The following is an 18,721-nucleotide window of genomic DNA, read 5'->3' on the forward strand; positions in this document are numbered from 1 at the left end:
TCGATTATCCTGCCTGGTTCAAAAGATTGGCCGACGATTGGCGAAGCACCAAGTGCTTTACGTAGATGCCAGGGGTAACCACTGTTTCCGGGTCCAGCTCGCCCAGCTCGCAGAAATGCTCGATTGAGGCAATGGTGTTTTTGGCTGCCATGGCCATGACCGGGCCGAAATTGCGTGCGGTCTTGCGGAAGGTCAGGTTGCCCCAACGGTCTGCTGCTTGAGCCTTGATCAGCGCGAAGTCGACGTGAATCGGCAGCTCCAGCACACAGTGGCGGCCATCGATCAGCCGAGTCTCTTTACCTTCGGCCAGCAACGTGCCGTAGCCGGTCGGGGTATAGAACCCGCCGATACCACAGCCGGCAGCCCGCAGGCGTTCCGCCAGGTTGCCTTGCGGGACGATTTCAAGCTCAATTTTGTTCGCCCTGTACAGGGACTCGAACACGTGCGACCCCGTCATCCGTGGGTAGGAGCACAGTATTCGACGGACTTGCCCGGCCTTGAGCAAAGCGGCGAGCCCCGAGTCGCCTTGGCCGGCGTTATTGCTCACCAGGGTGAGGTCGCGTGCCCCTTGCTCGATCAGGGCGTTGATGAGCTCGTCAGGCATGCCAGCGCCGCCGAATCCTCCCACGGCTATCGTTGCGCCATCCTTGATGCCGGACAGGGCTGTCTGGGCACTGGCGCAAAGCTTATTGATCATGGCTCTCGTTCCTTATTGGAAATTCTACGCCGCAGCCAAATTACGCAGACGGCGGTTTAGTTTCAGGAATGACGAGAGCCGGGTGCGTGGCCGCGGGTTGCTCGTCGCCTGGTAGCCACAGCTTGCCCAAGGGTGTTGAACGCTACAATTTCGGTCTTCTGAAGCCCTGATTAACCTTTGGTTAAGGGCCACGGCCAACGCGCGTGCAGGCACGCCACAGCATGGCTGAGGCGCGCGGAGGAAGATTGCCCAGAAATGTGGTCAGGCGGGTAGAGCAGGGGGGAGGGGATTGCGGTAGTAAGCAATCAAGCTGTTGGCAAAATCGCGAGCGAAGGCCGAAAGGCCCTCGAAATCCTGGGCGCATAATTGGAAAGTGCGAACCGCCCAGGGATCGAGCAGGCCGCACGATCCGATATTCTGTTGGCCCTTGAGCCGGTTATAGACCGCTTGCGGCACCACAGCAATGCCGGCGCCTGCTTCGACCATCCGAAAAATCGCGTCTGAACTGGCAACCTGCACACGGATGGTGAAGGGTTTGTGCAACGCTGCGGCGGCGCGACTGAGAAACACGTGAATTGCGCTGCCTTCCAGCAGCGACACAAATTCGTATTGAAGCGCTTCCTTGAAAAACACTTCACTTTTTTCCAGCAGTGGATGGCCAATCGGAGCGATGACCATCAAACGGCTGGAAACCAGCGGAACACTTTGCAAGCCATCGGTTACCACACTGCCGGAGACAATTCCAAGGTCGGCACTGCCATCGCGAACGCTTCGGATGATGTCATCGCTTAACCGCTCGCGCATGTCGATATGCACATCAGGGTGGGTTTTAAGGTAGTCACCTACCACCGGCGGCAAGTACTCGGTAATGGCGGTGGTATTGGCCTGAAGGCGGAACTGGCCTTTGAGCCCGATAGCGTATTGCTGCAATTCGCCGGTCAGCATTTCCAACTGGGCCAGAACGATACGCGCGTGTTGCAGGTAGGTCTTCCCGGCGTTGGTCAGCGTAACACCCTGGGGTGAACGTTCCAGCAGGCGCATGCCCAGATTGTCCTCCAGGTTCTTGATGCGGTTGCTGGTCGCTGGAACGGAAAGAAATGAGCGCTCGGCACCTCTGGTAAGACTGCTGGTTTCCGCAATGTTGATAAACAAACGGAAATCAGTGATATCGAAATGCATCGCCATGATGATTGCTTCTAGCTCAATGAATCAGACAAGTTACTGCCTGGCATCCTGCACTGTCCAGAAAGGCCCGGTGCCTTTCTGGACAGGCGAATTACCAGGCCGATGGCTCGAAGCAGAAACCATCGCCCTGGCGACGAATGAAACCGCAGTGTGGCTCGCCAAAATGCACGGGCATGATGAGCGCTTCTCGATCGGCGGCGCGGTTGAGAAACTCCAGGCGTGTCTGGCGGGCGGTATCCGCCCAGATGCAGTAGCCCGAGTTCAGGTCGGGCCGGACGATCTGCAAGGGGCTGTGCAGAATGTCGCCGCAGAACAACCCTTCCTCACCCCGTGAGCGAACGCGGAACGCCACTTGCCCAGGGCTATGCCCGGGCGCGGGCTCGACCACCAGGCAATCGGCAATCTCTTGTGCTGGATCGATCATCACGCCGAGCCCCTCATCGATGATGGGCATGACGCTGTCGAAGAAGGAGTCACCGAACACGTCGATCACCCCTGGTTCCTTGTTCTTGCCTTCCTTGCAGAAGATAAAATCCTCCTTGGGAATGTAGTAGCGTGCGTTGGGGAATGTCGGTACCCAGCGCCCGTCCTGCCAAGTGGTGTTCCAGCCCACATGATCGGCATGCAGGTGAGTCAGTACCACGTGAGTGACCTTTTCCGGCGGCGCACCGGCGGCAATCATCCATTCGCGCACCAGGGTGTTGAGCATGTTCATGCGTGGGATGCCGGCCCTGGGTTTGAAGTTGCCCACGCCGGTGTCGACCACAATGATGTTGCTGCCCGCGTGAACCACCCAGAACTGAATTGTGACGATCAATTTGTTCATGTGCGGTACCCAGTGATTGGGTGCCATCAGCGCCTGGTGTTCTTCCAGCACGCTGCGATCGATATCGGGAAAGAGAAAGGCCGGGTCATGGGTTGGACCGGCGTATTCCAGGATCCGGGTAACCTTGATATCTCCGATCATGCGTGACTGCATCATGTGGCTATTCCTTCACTCTTGTTTTAATCAGGAGCGTGACCGTAAACGCTGCGGGCACGCCTTGAATTTGCGTTTAACAGATTCAGATTCGCTCGAATAGGGCAGCCATGCCCTGGCCCCCACCGATACACATGGTTTCCAGACCGTAGCGGGCGTCACGCCGACGCATTTCATGCAACAACGTGGTCATGATCCGTATGCCGGTGGCGCCGATAGGGTGACCCAGGGAAATACCGGAACCATTGACATTGACGCGATCGATATCGTCCATGTTCCAGGCCCGCAGCACCGCCAGCGCCTGGGCGGCGAAGGCTTCATTGACTTCGATCAGGTCCATGTCGGCAAGGCTCAGGCCGGTACGTTGAAACAGCCTGGCCACTGCCGGCACCGGACCAATCCCCATGCGTGCCGGATCGCAACCAGCCGCCGCCCAATCCACCAGCCGGGCCAATGGGCGCAGGTTATAGCGCGCTGCGTATTCACGAGAGACCACCAGACAGCCGGCGGCAGCATCGTTCTGTTGGCTGGAGTTGCCAGCCGTACAAACGCCGTCTGCCAGCAAGGGGCGAAGCTGGCTGAGGGTGTCGCTGTTGGCGTCGGCGCGAATGCCTTCGTCGGTCGTGACTTGCACGCTTGCACCGCGTTTGCCCGGAACGTCCAGGTGGATCACCTCATCAAAGAATCGACCCTGCTGCCAAGCGCTGGCTGCATTCTGATGGCTGCGCACCGCAAAGCGATCCGCCTCGTCACGGCTGATCGAGTAGTCGCGGGCCAGGTTTTCGGCCGTTTCCGGCATGCCGGAAATACGCCCAAAACGAGCCTCCGGCTGGGACCGCTCGCGGCCGCGCTCCAGGCGGTCATGCAATTTCACGCTGCCAGCGCGGGCGCCCCAGCGCATGTCGGTGCTGTAGAACTCGATATTACTCATGCTCTCGACACCGACCACCATTACGGCTTCGGCGTGGCCTGTCTGTATGTGCATGGCAGCATTGACGATTGCCTGCAGCCCCGAGCCGCAACGGCGGTCGAGCGTATAGCCGGGCACTTCGATGGGTAAATCGGCGAGTAGACCTGCGTAGCGGCCCATGCAGGGTGCTTCGCTGGAAGCATAGGACTGGGAGACGATGACCTCGTCCAGAGAACCCGGCTCAATACCCAGGCGGTCTATCAGAGTACGGATGACCGTAGCCGCCAATTGGTCGGCGGTCAGCGAGGCGAGGGCGCCGCCAAACTTGCCGATGGGGGTACGCAGCGGCGAAACGATCAAAGCGTCCTTCATAACGCAAGTGCCTCTTGTTGTTGTGACGGGATGCGGTGCATTGGTAGCCAGCATGGCGGCCGCTCCCTGCGCAAACAATTCGATTTAGCGAAAGGCCCTCTTTCAGTGTGGTTAAGGCACGCCCCACCCGTGCTCATGTTTCGCTGTGCGCAAGTTCTGCTTAAGCAAATCCCAATACCCAACGCACGATGGGCTCACCATGCTGGGGCCGCTGCGATCCGTGCGATCGGGTACCTAACAATAACAATCGACAGGAAACACCCCCCCATGCAAAAGCATCGTCTTGCGCGGTCTTGCGCTTTATATTGCATCACCCCCGTCATGGCGCTTCCCTCTATAGCCAAGGCTGATTTTGTTGAGGACAGCAGGGTCAATCTCAACCTGCGCAACTTTTACTTCAATCGTGATTACCGCCAGGAAAATGCACCCCAGTCCCGGCGGGCGGAGTGGGCGCAGTCATTCATGCTCGACGCCAAGTCCGGGTACACCGACGGCCTGATCGGCTTGGGTCTGGACTTGTACGGGGCAGTCGGTCTGAAGCTTGATTCCTCGGACGCCCATGCAGGTACCGGCCTGCTGCCTAATGCATTCGGCGATGCAGGGCCGGGGGAATACAGTGATTTATCGGGTGCATTCAAGGCCAAGGTCTCGAAAACAGTGCTCAAGGTCGGTGGCCTGATGCCCAAGTCGCCGGTGCTGCTGTCCAGCGATGCGCGGCTGATGCCGCCATTTTTCAACGGTTTGTCGTTGGTGACCAACGACATCGACAATCTGGTCGTCGATGCAGGCCAGATTCGCAGCGTCAATTTTCGAAATGCCAGCAGTAATCATGATGACCTGCGCACGGCCAATTTCGCTGCCAGCAGCGACCGCTTCAATTACGCCGGCGCCGCCTACAGTTTCTACCCGCAGCTCACGGCCTCCTTTTGGCGCGCCGAACTGGAAGACGTCTACCAACAGAATTACTACGGCTTGTTGGCTTCGCAAAAATGGGAGGATTGGACGCTGGGGGCTAATGTGGGTTATTTCGACAGTTCTGAGGTGGGAGGGCGTCGAGCGGGCAATATCGACAGCGGTCTGACGACCATGCTGTTATCAGCCAATAAGGGTAGCCATACCTTCAGAGTGGGCTACCAGGACAACCGCGGGCGTACGGCTTTACCCTTCCTGCAGGATGCGGACCCCAATGTTGCTAACGTCGTGCAGATTCTCGACTTCACGCGTGCCGAGGAGCGATCCTGGCAGGCACGCTACGACCTGGACTTCGCCGGTTTCGGGGTCCCCGGGCTTACCGCGTTCACGCGCTATCTGCGCGGTGATGGTTATCCGGTCGCGGGCAGTGATGGCCATGAGTGGGAGCGCGACCTGGACGTGAGCTATGTAGTCCAGAGCGGACCGCTCAAGAATCTTGGCGTGCGCTGGCGCAATGCAATGGTGCGTTCGGATGTGGCAGGTGAGCTGAACGAGAACCGCTTGATAGTCTCCTACAGCATTGCCCTGAAATAACCTGTGCGAAAAAAGGCGGGCTACTGATGAAGTCGCCCGCCAAAACGCAGCTCTCAAGAAGCGCGGGAAGCCGCCAGCAGATTTCGGGCACGCTGGATCACAGGGGCATCGATCATCTGGCCATCCAGCTGGAACGCGCCATCCCCTTCCTCCGCCCGCTCCAAGACGCGCTGCGCCCAGCTCAACTGCAGCGCATTGGGCCGCATGACCTGATGCACGATGCCGACCTGGAGGGGGTGAATGCACAGCATGCCGGCGAAGCCCATTCCTTGCGCTGCAGTCATGAACGCCGCAACCCCTTGTTCATCGTCAAACCGAGCGAACACGGTTTCCAGTGGCGGCGGCAGCCTGGCAAGGCGACTGTGCAGCAGCAGCGCGAAACGCACGTGATCAAGCATGCGCTCGGCACCGGCACTACCCGCCATAAGGCCCAGATCCAGGCTGAAGTCCAGCCCACCGTAGGCTAGACGCTCAACGCCCGAGGTCCGGGCGATATCGGCCAGTTCCAGCAGCCCTTTGGCGCTTTCGATAATGGGTATGATCGCTTTGCCACCCAGCGTTGCGCGGGCTACGTCTGCCGGGTGCTCAGCCTTGGGCAGCAAGAGGCCGATCACCCCCGTTTGTCGGGTGCAAAACTCCAACTCCGCCGCATGCTGCGGATGTTGTACCGTGTTGACCCGAACCCAGACACGGGCGTCAGGGTTGGCCGTAAGAAACTGCGCCAAATGCTGGCGTGCGGCGACTTTTTCCGGTTCCTGAACAGCATCTTCGAAGTCGACGATCACTGCATCAGCGCCACAGGACAACGCTTTGGCGAAGCGCTCCGGGCGATTGCCTGGAACGAACAACGCTGTCCTCATCGGAACATCACTCATGGTCGCTCCCTTTAAAAGCTGCGTGGCAGTTCCAGCAGATGCTCGGCGACATACGACAGGATCAGGTTGGTAGAGATCGGCGCGACCTGATATAGGCGGGTCTCGCGGAATTTGCGCTCCACGTCGTACTCGCAGGCAAAGCCGAAACCACCGTGAGTCTGCAGGCAGGCGTTGGCCGCTTCCCAGGATGCCTTGGCGGCCAGGTACTTGGCCATGTTGGCGCTGGCGCCGGCGCTCTTGCCGCTGTCGTATTCTTCGCAGGCTTGCCAGCGCATCAGGTCGGCCGCCTCGATCTCGATATACGCTTCGGCAATCGGGAACTGCACGCCCTGGTTCTGCCCGATCGGGCGGCCGAATACCACGCGATCACGGGCATAGGCCGCGGATTTTTCGATAAACCAGCGACCATCGCCGATACACTCGGCGGCAATCAGCGTGCGTTCGGCATTGAGGCCGTCGAGGATGTAGCGAAAGCCCTTGCCTTCCTCGCCGATCAGGCTGTCAGCGGGGATTTCCAGGTTGTCGAAGAACAGTTCGTTAGTCTCGTGGTTAACCATGTTGGCGATCGGCTGCACGGTCAGTCCGTTGCCGATGGCTTCGCGCAGGTCGACGAGAAAAATCGACATGCCTTCGGATTTTTTCGTCACTTCTGCCAGTGGCGTGGTTCGGGCCAGCAGGATCATCAGGTCCGAGTGTTGGATGCGTGAGATCCAGACCTTCTGGCCGTTGATCACGTACTTGTCGCCCTTGCGCACGGCGGTGGTCTTGATCTTGGTGGTGTCGGTGCCGGTGGTTGGCTCGGTGACACCCATCGATTGCAGGCGCAGTTCGCCGCTGGCGAGTTTGGGCAGGTAATAGCTTTTTTGCATCTCGCTGCCGTTACGCAGCAGCGTGAACATGTTGTACATCTGGCCGTGGATGGTTCCGGAATTGCCGCCGCAACGGTTCACTTCTTCTAGGATTACCGAGGCCTCGGCCAAGCCCAGGCCCGAGCCGCCGTACTCTTCTGGGATCATCGCCGACAGCCAGCCGGCTTCGGTCATAGCGCTGACGAAGGCTTCGGGGAAGCCCTTTTCTTCGTCAATCTTGCGCCAGTAGGCGGCATCGAATTCGGCGCACAGGGCGCGCACGCCTTCGCGGATGGCATTGAGTTCTTCATTATTATTAGCGGGCATCATTGATCCTCGGGAGATAATAGGTAACGGCTTAGTCGAATTCGATTGTTGCGTATTGGCTAATACCATTGGCGTCGCTTGCCCACAGCTCAGCAGTGCCATGCTGGATATGCCGGCCACCAAAATGAATGGGCGCCTGGGCGATCAAAGGGCGAACACTGCGAAAGCTGAAGTGCTTCATTCGCGCCAGCGGGTTGGCTCTTACAAAGGCAGCAAGGTTCATCGTGGCTGTGAGGGGACCTTGAACCACCAGCCCGGGATACCCCTCGGTTTCGGTGACATACGGCCAGTCGTAATGTATGCGGTGGGCATTAAAGGAGAGTGCCGAGTACCGGAACAGCAACAGCGCGTCAGGCACGACGCTTTCGCCCCATTGCGTTTCAATCACCGGATCACCAGCGGTGATTTTCGGCAGGCTGGGCTCGCGGTAAACGATGTCCTGTTCTTCGCGCAAACACAGCAATTCGCCTTCCCAAACCTCGTGTGCCAGGGTGACGAACAACAGCGACCCAGTGCGGCCGTGTTTTTCTTCAATGTGCTTGATGGTGGTCAAGCGCCGGGCTGATGCACCCACATGCAACGGATTGAGAAAGTTCACGCGACTGCCGGCCCACATGCGATTGCGACCATGGGCAGGCGGCATGAAAGTGCCCAGTGTCGGATGGCCGTCCGGGCCGAGCCCGCTTTGTTGCGCACAATCATCAAAGAAGCACCAATGCCACAGCCACGGGAGTTCTTCACCCTCAGCGGGGGCGGGTACCTCAAAGGTTGCGGCAATGCGTCGGACCAGTGGCGCACTGAACTGGTCACTACGTTCCTGGGTTCGCCCCAACCAATTCTCCGGTTCGAAATCCTTCATGCTTTGCATCCCTGTTGATTGGTAATGCCGGCATCATGAGTCGCGATTGGCTGAAGGGGGAATTTGCTTTTCCATAAGTCAGTGTGAAGTTTTGCCTAAGACACGCTCGGATGCGTGTGGTTGTAACGTCGTCTTCCAATTTTCGAAATTGCCGCTCTACTTGTGCCCGGCCATGCTCGTGAGTCAATCATCAGGAGGGCAGGCGGCTATCGATCGGTTTTTGGATACACGCAGTCAGGCGCTATCGCTGTTTGCCAGCAAAGGCTATCGCAACGTCGGCATGCGCGAGTTGGCCTCGGCGCTCGGAATTAAGTGCGGCTCGATCTATAACCACATCGAGAGTAAAGAGGCGTTGCTCTACGAGTTTTTCGAGGAGTTGTACGAACTATTGCAATTGAAGGCCGCACAGATTCAGCAGCGCGCTGCTGCTTCAGGTCGATTGCGAGCCATTATTGAAATGCACTTGGAGCTACAGGCGCGTATGCCCTGTCATTTCCAGTTAGTAGAACGCGAATGGCCTAGCCTCACCGAGCCATGGCTGAGCCAAGCCGCTGCCCTGCGCCTCAAGTATGAGCAGATCGTCGCCGAAGCTCTTGACCATCCGGCTTCAGACTTGAGTTGTGCAAAGAGTGTTGTGACGTTGCTGAACCAGGCGCCGGCCTGGTTGTTGTGTGTGGCGCCCAAGGCTATGCAACGGGTAGAGCTCGTTCATGGCGTAGTCCAACTGATGCTGGATCAAGCGGCCGTAAAGTGTGGGCCATCCGGGTTGGACCTGACTGATTAAGGAAAGCAAAAGGCAGGCTTTCAATAACTCAAATAGGCGCACACTCAGATCTAGGAGAAGCTCAATGCCACTTAGGTACCCATAAAAATAAGGATGCTCCCATGTTCTCCTGGTACAAGAGCGGCACCGCACGTGAGAAAAAAACCTTCTGGGCCTGCTATGCAGGATGGGCCCTGGATTCCTACGACATGCAGATGTTCAGTTTCCTGCTGCCGACCCTGATGGCCATTTGGGGTCTGACCAAAGGCGAGGCGGGTATCGTCGGCACATCAGCGCTGCTGTCCGCCGCGCTGGGAGGATGGGTCGCGGGGATCCTGAGTGATCGTTACGGGCGAGTGCGTATCCTGATCTTTACCGTGTGCTGGTTTACCTTGTTCGGGGTAGTTGCCGGGTTTGCCCAGAACTTTGAGCAATTACTGGTGGCGCGTACCCTTCAGGGGCTGGGTTTCGGTGGTGAGTGGGCGGTAGGTGTAGCGTTGATGGCCGAGGTCATCAATCCGAAAAACCGCGGTAAGGCGCTAGGCTTTGTCCAGTCCGGTTTTGCCTTGGGTTGGTCGGCTGCGGTGCTGATCGTGACGGCAATCCTAGCTTACGTCCCTGCGGAATACGCGTGGCGTGTCGCCTTTTGGGTCGGGGTGCTTCCGGCGCTGGTGGTCATTTTCATTCGTCGCAACGTCAAGGATTCGCAAGCGTTCGAGCTGGCACGCAAGTCCAATGTCGATAGGGCCACGATCTGGACGGTTTTTTCGAAAAAGTATTTTCGAGTGAGCATGCTGTCGAGCCTGCTGGTGATCGGCTTGCAAGCTGGATGCTATGTCATCCTGGTGTGGACACCCTCCTTGATGGCTGAGCGTGGTGTCGAGAAGGGATCGTTGATAGTGACAATCCTGATCATGGCGGCGGGAAGCTTCTGTGGGTTTTGCGCCACCGCCTATCTGTCGGATCGGCTCGGTCGTCGCCCCACCTTGATCATGCTATCGCTGGGCTCCTGGATTGTGACCGTCGCCTACATGTTCGTTCCTTTCAACGCAGTGGTGGCACACTTGATGGGTTTTCTGGTCGGCGCGATGGCGATTGGGATGTTCGCGGCACTGGGACCGTTCTTGAGCGAACAGTTTCCCACCCAGGTCCGGACCACCTGCATGGGGTTCTCTTACAACGTCGGTAAATCCATCGGTGCCCTCGCCGTGACTGGAGTTGGCTTACTAGCGGCAAAATTTGGCCTGGCGCAGACGGTTGGCGGATTTTGCCTCGTGGCCTACGCGCTTGCAGTGTTTGCCTTGATGTTCTTGCCCGAAACCAAGGGCATCCGCCTGGACACAATCGACCAGGGTATTGATGAGCCATTGTTGCAACCCTTTCCGAGCAACGTAGTCGAGAAACTCTAATGATCAGAATTGTCTATCTGCTGGTAAAGCCTGAAACCATGAGCAATGAGGTCTTCAAGCGCGAGTGTATACTTCACTTCGACATGAGCGAGGGAATGCCGGGCCTGCACAAATACGAAGTGCGGTTAGTGGCAGCCAATCCAAGTGATACTCATGTACCTTATCTGGATGTAGGCCCTGTACATGCGATAGGTGAGTGTTGGTTTCTTGACGAGGCGAACTACCAAGTTTACATGGAGGCCGACAGGAGAAAGGAGTGGTTCGAGCACGGCAAGACATTCATCGGGCAGCTAAAGCCATTTGTGACCCAAGAACTGGTGTGATTGAAACTATCAGTTAGCCTCCCCGAGAACTGGCTACGGCTCAATGCCATAGCCAGTTTACTGAAACGGTACTGGTTGGTTGCGCTTAATCAGCAACGCGTCATGCGTGGCGCCATGCTATTTGAGTACTCGCCTGGCGCAGCTCGAATCGTTGGTGTATCGGCAAACCGATTCACGTGATTCTTTCGCCGCTCGATATGCCACGGTCAATGGCAAGCTGGCCCTGCTCTATGCCCCGCAAAAGTACCTTGCGACCAAAGAAGGTATCGTCACCGATCAGGTACGTGGATATTTGCTTTTGGCCGATTCTGTTGAAAAAGTCGACCCGGCTGTTGGAGCCGACGCTGAATTGACCCAGTTACCGAGATGCCACTGACCCAGTCTGATTCCTCGCGAACCATTTCCTGTGCTGGATTTCTGCCGATTGGAGTTGGGTCAGTCTTGCGTCGGCACGTAGGTCAATTCGGTGTTGGCGCCGACAGGCAGGGCAAAATCCGAACCTGATCAGAAGTTGCTCGCCAGTATTGCTTTCGTTGCGACCCAGAGAGGACTTATTCGGCAAGAGGCAAGCCATGAGACATTGGAAGGTTTGCGTGAAATTGATAGTAACAAGGCCTATTTTGAACAGTTCGAACAACACGGAGGGACTCAATGGCTACCGCATAGTTTTTGAGCATTATCAGCAATTGCGCGTACCCGATGTGAGTGGGCTCGTACTCCGCACTGGGGGTATGACTTTTCTGATGAATCAAAAAGATGAAACCAAGTGGGGGGCAGCTAAATGGCCGTCCACGAAAAACACTCAACTAGGAAACGCCCGCTGAAAGATTTAGCCAATTTGTTGCATTGACCGGTTGTATCCACAGCGAGTACTGGCCACAGCGCTGAGTATGTAAGTCGAACGAATCAAAAAAAGAAAAAAACTTAGAACCGGCATGAGCAGCTTAATGGCTGCCCACGCCATTTTGATCAGACGTTAATCCAAAAGTCATAGGCTGCAGGCTATATAAAACCCAAGCTTTGGTTTCGCTAAAAATGCATCATACCCGGTTCAGTGCCCGGTTTTGAAGCTGCATATTCTTTACTATTACGGCAGTTGCGTTGCTCTCGGCACGCGAAGGCATTAGATCAAGTTTGAAATGACTATGGCACTGGGCCGCAATTGACCGATTCTGTTGAAAATGTCGGATCTTCAGCTCGGCTGAACTCAAGCACGACCACCATCGGAGAACCTATCCATGAGGTCGCTCGCGATGTCGTCCAGCGCATCTCGCCACTCCAAAAAAACTTCAATAGCCAAGGTGGCAGCTTTCAACACACTCCTAATCACTGGACGGTAGCTCACCATAGCTTCCATGTGTAATCGACATTCACCCGTAGCTCATTGTCATCCCGATGGCTGGCCTGCGCAGCGAAATCATTGCGGTACCATGCGTTGCGCACGCGCAGAGCCAGGCCTTTGAGGGGCGTGCCCTGAAGCACATAGTTCAGTTCGATGTCTTTTTCGCTTTCTTTCAGGTTGCTGCCGCCCAGCTTGGGCAACTCGATGTTATCGCCGCTGACGTAGCGCAGCACGCCATTAAGTCCGGGCAAGCCCAGGGCGACAAAGTTGTAGTCATAGCGCACCTGCCAACTGCGCTCCTTGGGGTTGAGAAATTCCGAGCTCAGCGTGCCTTCGGTGATGACCAATGGCTCGGTGCCGAACAGGTATGGCATGGCAGTCTTGCCGGTCAGTTGCATGTAGCCGGCGCCGAATTTGTGGGCGCCCAGGCTGTACGTCAGCATCAGGGCAGCGTTGTGATTGTCCACGGGGCCGGCCTTGGCCGCGCCGTCCTCGCCAGTGACGAACAGGCGGAAGTCGCTTTTCAGGCTGCCGGAGCCCATCGGGCGATTGTCGACGAAGCCGTAGAAGTCCTTGCGGTAAAGGTCAGCAAGTTCGGCGTGGTAGTACTTCAGCGTCAGTTGCGGCGACCAGGCATAGTCGCCGCCGAGGAAGGCAAAACGGTCGGATTCGGCGGCGCCATTGAAGCGGCCGTTGGGCGAGGCTACCGACATTTTCTGGTAGTCGGTGGAGTCGCGCAGGTTGATGCGATCGAGCCAGCCGACGTGCAGGGTCAGGTTGTCGATTTCCTGGGACTTGAGGTACGCGCCGCGGAAGGTCTGCGGCAGCAAGCGGGTAGGGCTGGCGAAGGCGATTGGCAGAAAAGTGCTGATGGTACCCAGTTGCAACTCGCTCTTCGACGCCCGGACCTTGGCAGTCAGGCCCAGCTCCGAATATTCACTGGCCGGTTCACGGGAAGCGGGGTTGTATGGCAGCAGGCCAGTCCCGGTGCGATCAGGCGAAGAGTCCAGACGCACACCCAGCAAACCCTGGGCGTCCAGGCCAAACCCGACAGGTCCTTCGGTATAACCCGACCGCACGTTGAGAATTAAGCCTTGAGCCCATTCGCGGGCGGCAGCCTGCGGTGTGGTATTGACGTAATTGCGATCGAAGTAATAGTTGCGCATCACCAGGTCGGCATGACTATCGTCGACAAAACCGCTGGCGCAAGCCTGGCCAATGGACAAAACGCAGGTGCAGGCGCTGAGCGCTCCAAGAGAATTCCTGAGCATGGCAGTGTTCACTTTTATTGTTGTATGGAAACCCCCGTGCCATCGCAGCACGGGGGTATTACGGATAGGAAATCAGTCGGCTTGTGAGCCGTTGCGTCGTACCGACAGGTAAAACATCGCCAGCGCCGCGATGACAATCCCCGGTGCCGAGGCCAGCATCACCCCGGTGGTGCCGGTGCCCAAGGCAAGCATCTTGCCGGCCACCAACGGGCCGCTCATGGCGCCCAGTCGGCCGATGGCGACCGCGCTGCCCACGCCCGTGGCGCGCACTGACGGGCGATAAAAGTGCGGTGCCAGGGCATACAGCACGCACTGCCCACCCGTGGCAAAAAAACCGGCGACGAACCCGGCGGCCAGCATGCTCTCCCACTGACTGGCCAGACCCAAAGCGGTCAACGACGCGAGAATGCCGAGATAGATCAGCGCCGACAGCGCCCAGGCCGGCAAACGGTCCATGACCCAGCCCAGCAGCAAGGTGCCGGTCGCTGCGCCAATTTGCAGCGCCAGCATCACCCAGCTGGCCTGGGTACCGCTGAAGCCCTGGCCGATCAACAGGCTGGGCAGCCAATTGATCAGGATGTAGACCACCATGAGCGTGAAGAAGTAGCTGATCCAGATCATCGCGGTCGGCACTGCCGCGCCCTCACGAAACAGGCCCCGGACCACGCCGACCGGAGCGACGTTCTGGCCGCGCTGGAGAAACTGTGCCGACTCGGGCAGATAAAGTGCCAACAGCGGCACAATCAACAGCGGTACCACTCCGCCGACATAGAACACCACTTGCCAGCCACCAGCTAGATCGGCGATGCCAATAGTAGCTGCGAGCGCAGCACCCAACGGCACGCCGCAATACATCAGGCTAACGGCTGTGCCACGCAGGCGCGGGCTCGCCACTTCACTGCTCAGGGCGATCAGGTTAGGCAACGCGGCGCCCAGACCCACGCCCGTGAGGCAGCGGGCAACCAACAGGCTGTTGAAGTCCCAAGCCATGGCGGTGACCAGCGAGAACAGCCCGAACAGCGCCACCGACACCATCAGCACGCGTTTGCGACCGATGCGATCCGCGAGCATGCCGCCGAGGAAAGCACCGGGCAGCAAGCCGAAAATGCCGGCGCTGAAGACCCAGCCCATGTGTAATTTATCCAGTTGGAAAGCTGCCGCCATACCTTGGGCGGCGATCCCCGAGGCTTGCAGGTCCAGGCCTTCCATCAGGGCGACGAGAAAACACAGACCGATGGTCCGCGCCATGTGTAACGGTGTTATCACGTTCAGCGATGTCATGTGGAATACCAGTCTTATTGTTGTAATGGGCAAGCAAACCCGTCCGGCCGCTGCGTGGGCGACCAGCCGGGGGTGATGCACGGTTCAGCGTTTGAGCAGATCCAGAGCCACGTCGACGATCATGTCTTCCTGACCACCGACCATCCGCCGTTTACCCAGCTCGACGAGGATGTCGAGGGTCTTGAGGCCGTACTTGGTGGCGGCGATTTCCGCGTGGCGCAGGAAGCTTGAGTAAACCCCGGCATAACCCAGCGCCAGGGTTTCGCGGTCGACCCGCACCGGACGGTCCTGCAACGGACGCACGATGTCGTCCGCCGCATCCATCAGCGTGTACAGGTCGGTACCGTGGTTCCAGCCCAGACGTTCGGCCGCCGCAATGAACACTTCCAGCGGCGCGTTACCGGCCCCCGCGCCCATGCCGGCGAGGCTGGCGTCGATACGGTCGCAGCCTTCCTCGACGGCGGTGATCGAGTTGGCCACGCCCAGGCTCAGGTTGTGGTGCGCGTGCATGCCGGTTTCCGTTTCCGGTTTGAGCACGGCTTTAAAGGCACGGAAACGGTCACGAATGTCTTGCATGTTCATCGCGCCGCCGGAGTCGGCCATGTACACGCAGGTGGCGCCGTAGCTCTCCATCAATTTCGCCTGAGCGGCCAACTGCTCGGCCGGGATCATGTGGCTCATCATCAGGAAACCGACGGTGTCCATGCCCAGCTCACGGGCGTATTCGATGTGCTGTTTCGACACGTCGGCTTCGGTGCAATGGGTGGCGATGCGCACCACCCGGGCACCGGCGTTGTACGCGGCTTTCAGGTCATGAACCGTACCGATGCCGGGCAACAGCAAGGTCGTGATCTTGGCGTGGCTGATGACATCGGCGGCGGCCTCGATCCATTCCAGATCGGTGTGCGCGGCAAAGCCATAGTTGAAGCTCGAACCTTGCAGGCCATCACCGTGGGCCACTTCGATCGAGTCGACCTTGGCCTTGTCCAGGGCGCGGGCAATGTCCTGCACGTTCTGCAGCGAATACTGATGACGAATCGCGTGACTGCCATCGCGCAGGGTCACGTCGGAAATGTAGAGTTTTTTGCCAGGATTAAAAGTCATGTCGAATTCCTCAGGCGTTCAGCATCGACAGCGCCATGCGCTCGGCGGTGGCCAAGGCAGCGGAGGTCATGATGTCGAGGTTGCCGGCATAGGCTGGCAAGTAATGGGCGGCACCTTCGACTTCGAGGAAGATCGAGGTCTTCAGGCCCGAGAATTTACCCAGGCCAGGAATGTTCAAGGGCGCGTCTTCGGGGATGACGTCGAACTGGACTTTTTGCTTCAGGCGATAGCCCGGCACATAGGCTTGCACCGCCGCAGCCATCTCCACTATGGACGCCTCAACCAGCGCCTGGTCGGCCGCTTCAGACAGCACAAACACGGTGTCGCGCATCATCAGCGGCGGCTCGGCCGGGTTCATCACGATGATCGCCTTACCCTTGGCGGCGCCGCCGATCACTTCGATAGCCTTGGAGGTGGTTTCGGTGAATTCGTCGATGTTGGCGCGAGTGCCGGGACCGGCGGATTTGCTGGCAATCGAGGCAACGATTTCGGCGTAATGCACCTTGGCTACGCGCGACACCGCGGCGACCATCGGAATCGTCGCCTGGCCACCGCAAGTGACCATGTTGACGTTGAGCTGGTTGAGGTTCTGTTCCAGGTTGACCACCGGCACGCAGTACGGGCCGATGGCCGCGGGCGTCAGGTCGATCAGGCGGATGCCGGGTTTGATCGAGCGCAGGAACGCGTCGTTTTTCACGTGGGCACCGGCCGAGGTGGCATCAAAGACGAAGTCGATGTCCTTGAACACGTCCATGCGGGTCAGGCCGTCAACGCCTTCATGGGTCACGGCCACGCCCATTCGTGTTGCGCGGGCCAAGCCGTCGGAGGCTGGGTCGATGCCGACCATGACCGCCATTTCCAGGTGTTTGGCGTTCCGCAGGATTTTGATCATCAAGTCGGTGCCGATGTTGCCGGAACCGATGATGGCGACTTTGAGTTTGTTCATTGTTGTTGCCTCATGTGCACGCAAGTCGCCGATCACTCGACGCTACTGTCTACCGAGAAGTCCACACCGACGCGGCCGATGCCTTCGATCTCGGCCTCGAACCGATCACCGGCGGCTACCGCCACCATCGGCCCCAGCGCACCGGTCAGAATGATGTCGCCAGCCCGCAGTGGATCGCCCAGGCGAGCCATGGTCCGGGCCAGCCAGACGGCCGCATTGAGCGGATGCCCGAGGCATTCGGCGCCACTGCCGCTGGACACTGCTTCGCCGTTGCGGGTCATGCGCATGTTGGCCTGACGCAGGTCGAGCCCGTCGATGCGCTGGGCCGGACCGCCCAGCACAAAGCAGCCACTGGAAGCGTTGTCAGCCACGGTATCGACGAAGCGGATGTTCCAGTTCTGCACGCGGCTGCCTACGATTTCCAGTGCCGGGACGACCCAGGCGGTGGCCGCCATCACGTCGGCAAATGTAGTGTCCACGCGGGGTAGATCGCGCTCGAGGATCAAGGCTATTTCCGCCTCGATCTTCGGTTGCAGCACGCGACCTACGGGCACGCTTTCGTTGTCGCCGTAGCACATGTCGGCGAACAGCGTGCCGAAGTCCGGCTGGTCGACGCCCAACTGCGCCTGCACTTTTGGATTGGTCAGGCCGATCTTGCGGCCGATCACGCGGCGCCCATTGGCCACGCCGTGGTCGACGTTGAGGCGCTGGATGGTGTACGCGGCTGCTGCGTTGTCTTCACCGATCTGCTCGCGCAGCGGACCGATGGCTTCGCCATGGGCTTCGGCCTGGCGCAGGTCGGCGGCGAGCTGTTGCAGTGTGTCTTGAGTCAGATTCATGTCAGCCTCGGTGATCAGTGGTTCAGGAAGTCCAGGATCATGCGGTTGAACTTCTCGGCGTGTTCCCACTGCGCCCAGTGGCCGCAACGGTTGAACACGTGCAGCTGCGCCTTGGGCAGGCCGGCCAGCAGGCGCAAGCCAGTGTCCATGGGCACGAAGCGGTCCTCGCGGCCCCAGACGAGTAAGGTGTCGGCGGTGATTTCGTGTAGGCGGTGGCTGAAATCCGGAAATTGCTTGGGGTTGAGAGTGCTGCTCTTGACGAAGTTTTCCAGGTGATCGCGGCGCGCCAGAATGTTGTCCAGGCGGGTCTGGAACAGTTCGTCGGTCAGGCCACTGGCATCGAAAACGAAGACGTTCATCATCTTTTTCAGGTTCTCGATGGTCGGCTCGCGGTACAGCGCGCCGATTAGCTTGATGCCTTCAGTGGGCTGGGGAACAAACGCGCTTGGGCCGCCGGTACCGCCGCCCATCAGGATCAGTTTGCCGATCCGCTCAGGATATTCCAGGGCGAAGGCGACGGTGCTGTGGGCACCCATCGAGTTGCCGATGATGTGTACGCGGTCCAGATCCAGCACATCGAGCAGGCCCTTGAGCGCTTGCGCATTGAGGTTCGAACGCGACCCCACGCTGACGATCGTGTCGCTTTTGCTCCAGCCTGGGCAATCCATCAGGATCACGCGGTAACCGGCATTCAGCAGCGGCTCGATATTGCGATGAAAGTTGGCCCAGCCGCTGGCGCCCGGGCCGGAGCCGTGCAGCATGACCACGGTTTCGGCACCTTCGCCAACGTCGTTGTAGTGCAGTTGCAGGTCCAGCTCGCCTTCCTTTATACGGGCAAAGCGGCTGGTGGAAGCTTCGGTGAATGCAGTGGCTGTCATGGCAGTG

General features: G+C 58.7%; 18 protein-coding genes. 5 read left to right on the forward strand and 13 right to left on the reverse strand.

The features are described from left to right. Window positions 1-4: 4 nt before the first annotated feature. The 4 genes from DU29_RS0107740 to DU29_RS0107755 form a co-directional block, all read right to left on the reverse strand. Window positions 5-697, reverse strand: a complete 693-nt coding sequence (locus DU29_RS0107740) for a 3-oxoacid CoA-transferase subunit A (protein WP_028621226.1) — start codon at window positions 695-697, stop codon at window positions 5-7. 261 nt (window positions 698-958) lie between these two features. Further along, window positions 959-1,882, reverse strand: coding sequence for a LysR substrate-binding domain-containing protein (locus tag DU29_RS0107745; RefSeq protein WP_028621227.1), 924 nt, complete (start codon window positions 1,880-1,882; stop codon window positions 959-961). Window positions 1,883-1,973: 91 nt separating this feature from the next. Next, window positions 1,974-2,864, reverse strand: coding sequence for an MBL fold metallo-hydrolase (locus tag DU29_RS0107750; RefSeq protein WP_028621228.1), 891 nt, complete (start codon window positions 2,862-2,864; stop codon window positions 1,974-1,976). Window positions 2,865-2,946: 82 nt separating this feature from the next. After that, window positions 2,947-4,143, reverse strand: a complete 1,197-nt coding sequence (locus DU29_RS0107755; protein ID WP_028621229.1) for an acetyl-CoA C-acetyltransferase — start codon at window positions 4,141-4,143, stop codon at window positions 2,947-2,949. A gap of 267 nt (window positions 4,144-4,410) precedes the next feature. On the opposite strand from DU29_RS0107755, the gene DU29_RS0107760 reads away from it, so the two are divergent. After that, window positions 4,411-5,649, forward strand: a complete 1,239-nt coding sequence (locus tag DU29_RS0107760; protein ID WP_028621230.1) for an OprD family porin — start codon at window positions 4,411-4,413, stop codon at window positions 5,647-5,649. A 53-nt stretch (window positions 5,650-5,702) separates the two neighbouring features. Here DU29_RS0107760 and DU29_RS0107765 read toward each other — a convergent pair whose 3' ends face one another. The 3 genes from DU29_RS0107765 to DU29_RS0107775 are packed head-to-tail and all read right to left on the reverse strand — an operon-like array spanning window position 5,703 to window position 8,558. After that, window positions 5,703-6,524 carry an HpcH/HpaI aldolase/citrate lyase family protein gene (locus tag DU29_RS0107765; RefSeq protein WP_028621231.1) on the reverse strand — a complete coding sequence of 274 codons (822 nt, stop codon included), beginning with the start codon at window positions 6,522-6,524 and terminating at the stop codon, window positions 5,703-5,705. Between the two features lie 11 nt (window positions 6,525-6,535). Continuing rightward, window positions 6,536-7,699 (reverse strand): acyl-CoA dehydrogenase family protein, encoded by a 1,164-nt coding sequence (locus tag DU29_RS0107770; RefSeq protein WP_028621232.1) that lies wholly within the window; start codon window positions 7,697-7,699, stop codon window positions 6,536-6,538. A gap of 31 nt (window positions 7,700-7,730) precedes the next feature. Then, the gene (locus tag DU29_RS0107775) at window positions 7,731-8,558 is read right to left on the reverse strand and encodes a transposase (RefSeq protein ID WP_028621233.1); all 828 of its coding nucleotides are present in this window, start codon (window positions 8,556-8,558) and stop codon (window positions 7,731-7,733) included. 172 nt (window positions 8,559-8,730) lie between these two features. On the opposite strand from DU29_RS0107775, the gene DU29_RS01000000129605 reads away from it, so the two are divergent. From DU29_RS01000000129605 to DU29_RS0107795, 4 genes are all read left to right on the forward strand, one after another. Continuing rightward, complete coding sequence (locus DU29_RS01000000129605) at window positions 8,731-9,342, forward strand: TetR/AcrR family transcriptional regulator (RefSeq protein ID WP_081832450.1); 612 nt, start codon at window positions 8,731-8,733, stop codon at window positions 9,340-9,342. 101 nt (window positions 9,343-9,443) lie between these two features. After that, window positions 9,444-10,730 (forward strand): MFS transporter, encoded by a 1,287-nt coding sequence (locus DU29_RS0107785; RefSeq protein WP_028621234.1) that lies wholly within the window; start codon window positions 9,444-9,446, stop codon window positions 10,728-10,730. Continuing rightward, complete coding sequence (locus tag DU29_RS0107790; RefSeq protein ID WP_028621235.1) at window positions 10,730-11,053, forward strand: 4-methylmuconolactone methylisomerase; 324 nt, start codon at window positions 10,730-10,732, stop codon at window positions 11,051-11,053. The genes DU29_RS0107785 and DU29_RS0107790 overlap by 1 nt, the downstream gene beginning before the upstream one ends. A 121-nt stretch (window positions 11,054-11,174) precedes the next feature. After that, window positions 11,175-11,429: a hypothetical protein gene (locus DU29_RS0107795; RefSeq protein WP_152635527.1), complete on the forward strand. Its 255-nt coding sequence runs from the start codon at window positions 11,175-11,177 to the stop codon at window positions 11,427-11,429. A 965-nt stretch (window positions 11,430-12,394) separates the two neighbouring features. Here DU29_RS0107795 and DU29_RS0107810 read toward each other — a convergent pair. The 6 genes from DU29_RS0107810 to DU29_RS0107835 all read right to left on the reverse strand — a co-directional run bounded on the left by DU29_RS0107810 (window position 12,395) and on the right by DU29_RS0107835 (window position 18,714). Beyond that, window positions 12,395-13,666 carry an OprD family porin gene (locus tag DU29_RS0107810; protein ID WP_028621238.1) on the reverse strand — a complete coding sequence of 424 codons (1,272 nt, stop codon included), beginning with the start codon at window positions 13,664-13,666 and terminating at the stop codon, window positions 12,395-12,397. 72 nt (window positions 13,667-13,738) lie between these two features. Then, window positions 13,739-14,947: a 3-(3-hydroxy-phenyl)propionate transporter MhpT gene (gene mhpT, locus DU29_RS0107815; RefSeq protein ID WP_028621239.1), complete on the reverse strand. Its 1,209-nt coding sequence runs from the start codon at window positions 14,945-14,947 to the stop codon at window positions 13,739-13,741. A gap of 84 nt (window positions 14,948-15,031) precedes the next feature. After that, on the reverse strand, window positions 15,032-16,051 hold the full coding sequence (gene dmpG, locus DU29_RS0107820) for a 4-hydroxy-2-oxovalerate aldolase (protein WP_028621240.1): 1,020 nt from the start codon (window positions 16,049-16,051) through the stop codon (window positions 15,032-15,034). Window positions 16,052-16,061: 10 nt separating this feature from the next. Then, the gene (locus DU29_RS0107825; RefSeq protein ID WP_028621241.1) at window positions 16,062-16,997 is read right to left on the reverse strand and encodes an acetaldehyde dehydrogenase (acetylating); all 936 of its coding nucleotides are present in this window, start codon (window positions 16,995-16,997) and stop codon (window positions 16,062-16,064) included. A 32-nt stretch (window positions 16,998-17,029) separates the two neighbouring features. Then, window positions 17,030-17,836 (reverse strand): 2-keto-4-pentenoate hydratase, encoded by an 807-nt coding sequence (mhpD, locus tag DU29_RS0107830; protein WP_028621242.1) that lies wholly within the window; start codon window positions 17,834-17,836, stop codon window positions 17,030-17,032. 14 nt (window positions 17,837-17,850) lie between these two features. After that, complete coding sequence (locus tag DU29_RS0107835) at window positions 17,851-18,714, reverse strand: alpha/beta fold hydrolase (RefSeq protein ID WP_028621243.1); 864 nt, start codon at window positions 18,712-18,714, stop codon at window positions 17,851-17,853. Between the last annotated feature and the right edge of the window lie 7 nt (window positions 18,715-18,721).

This window comes from Pseudomonas sp. Ant30-3, from assembly GCF_000690905.1.
Lineage (GTDB): Bacteria > Pseudomonadota > Gammaproteobacteria > Pseudomonadales > Pseudomonadaceae > Aquipseudomonas.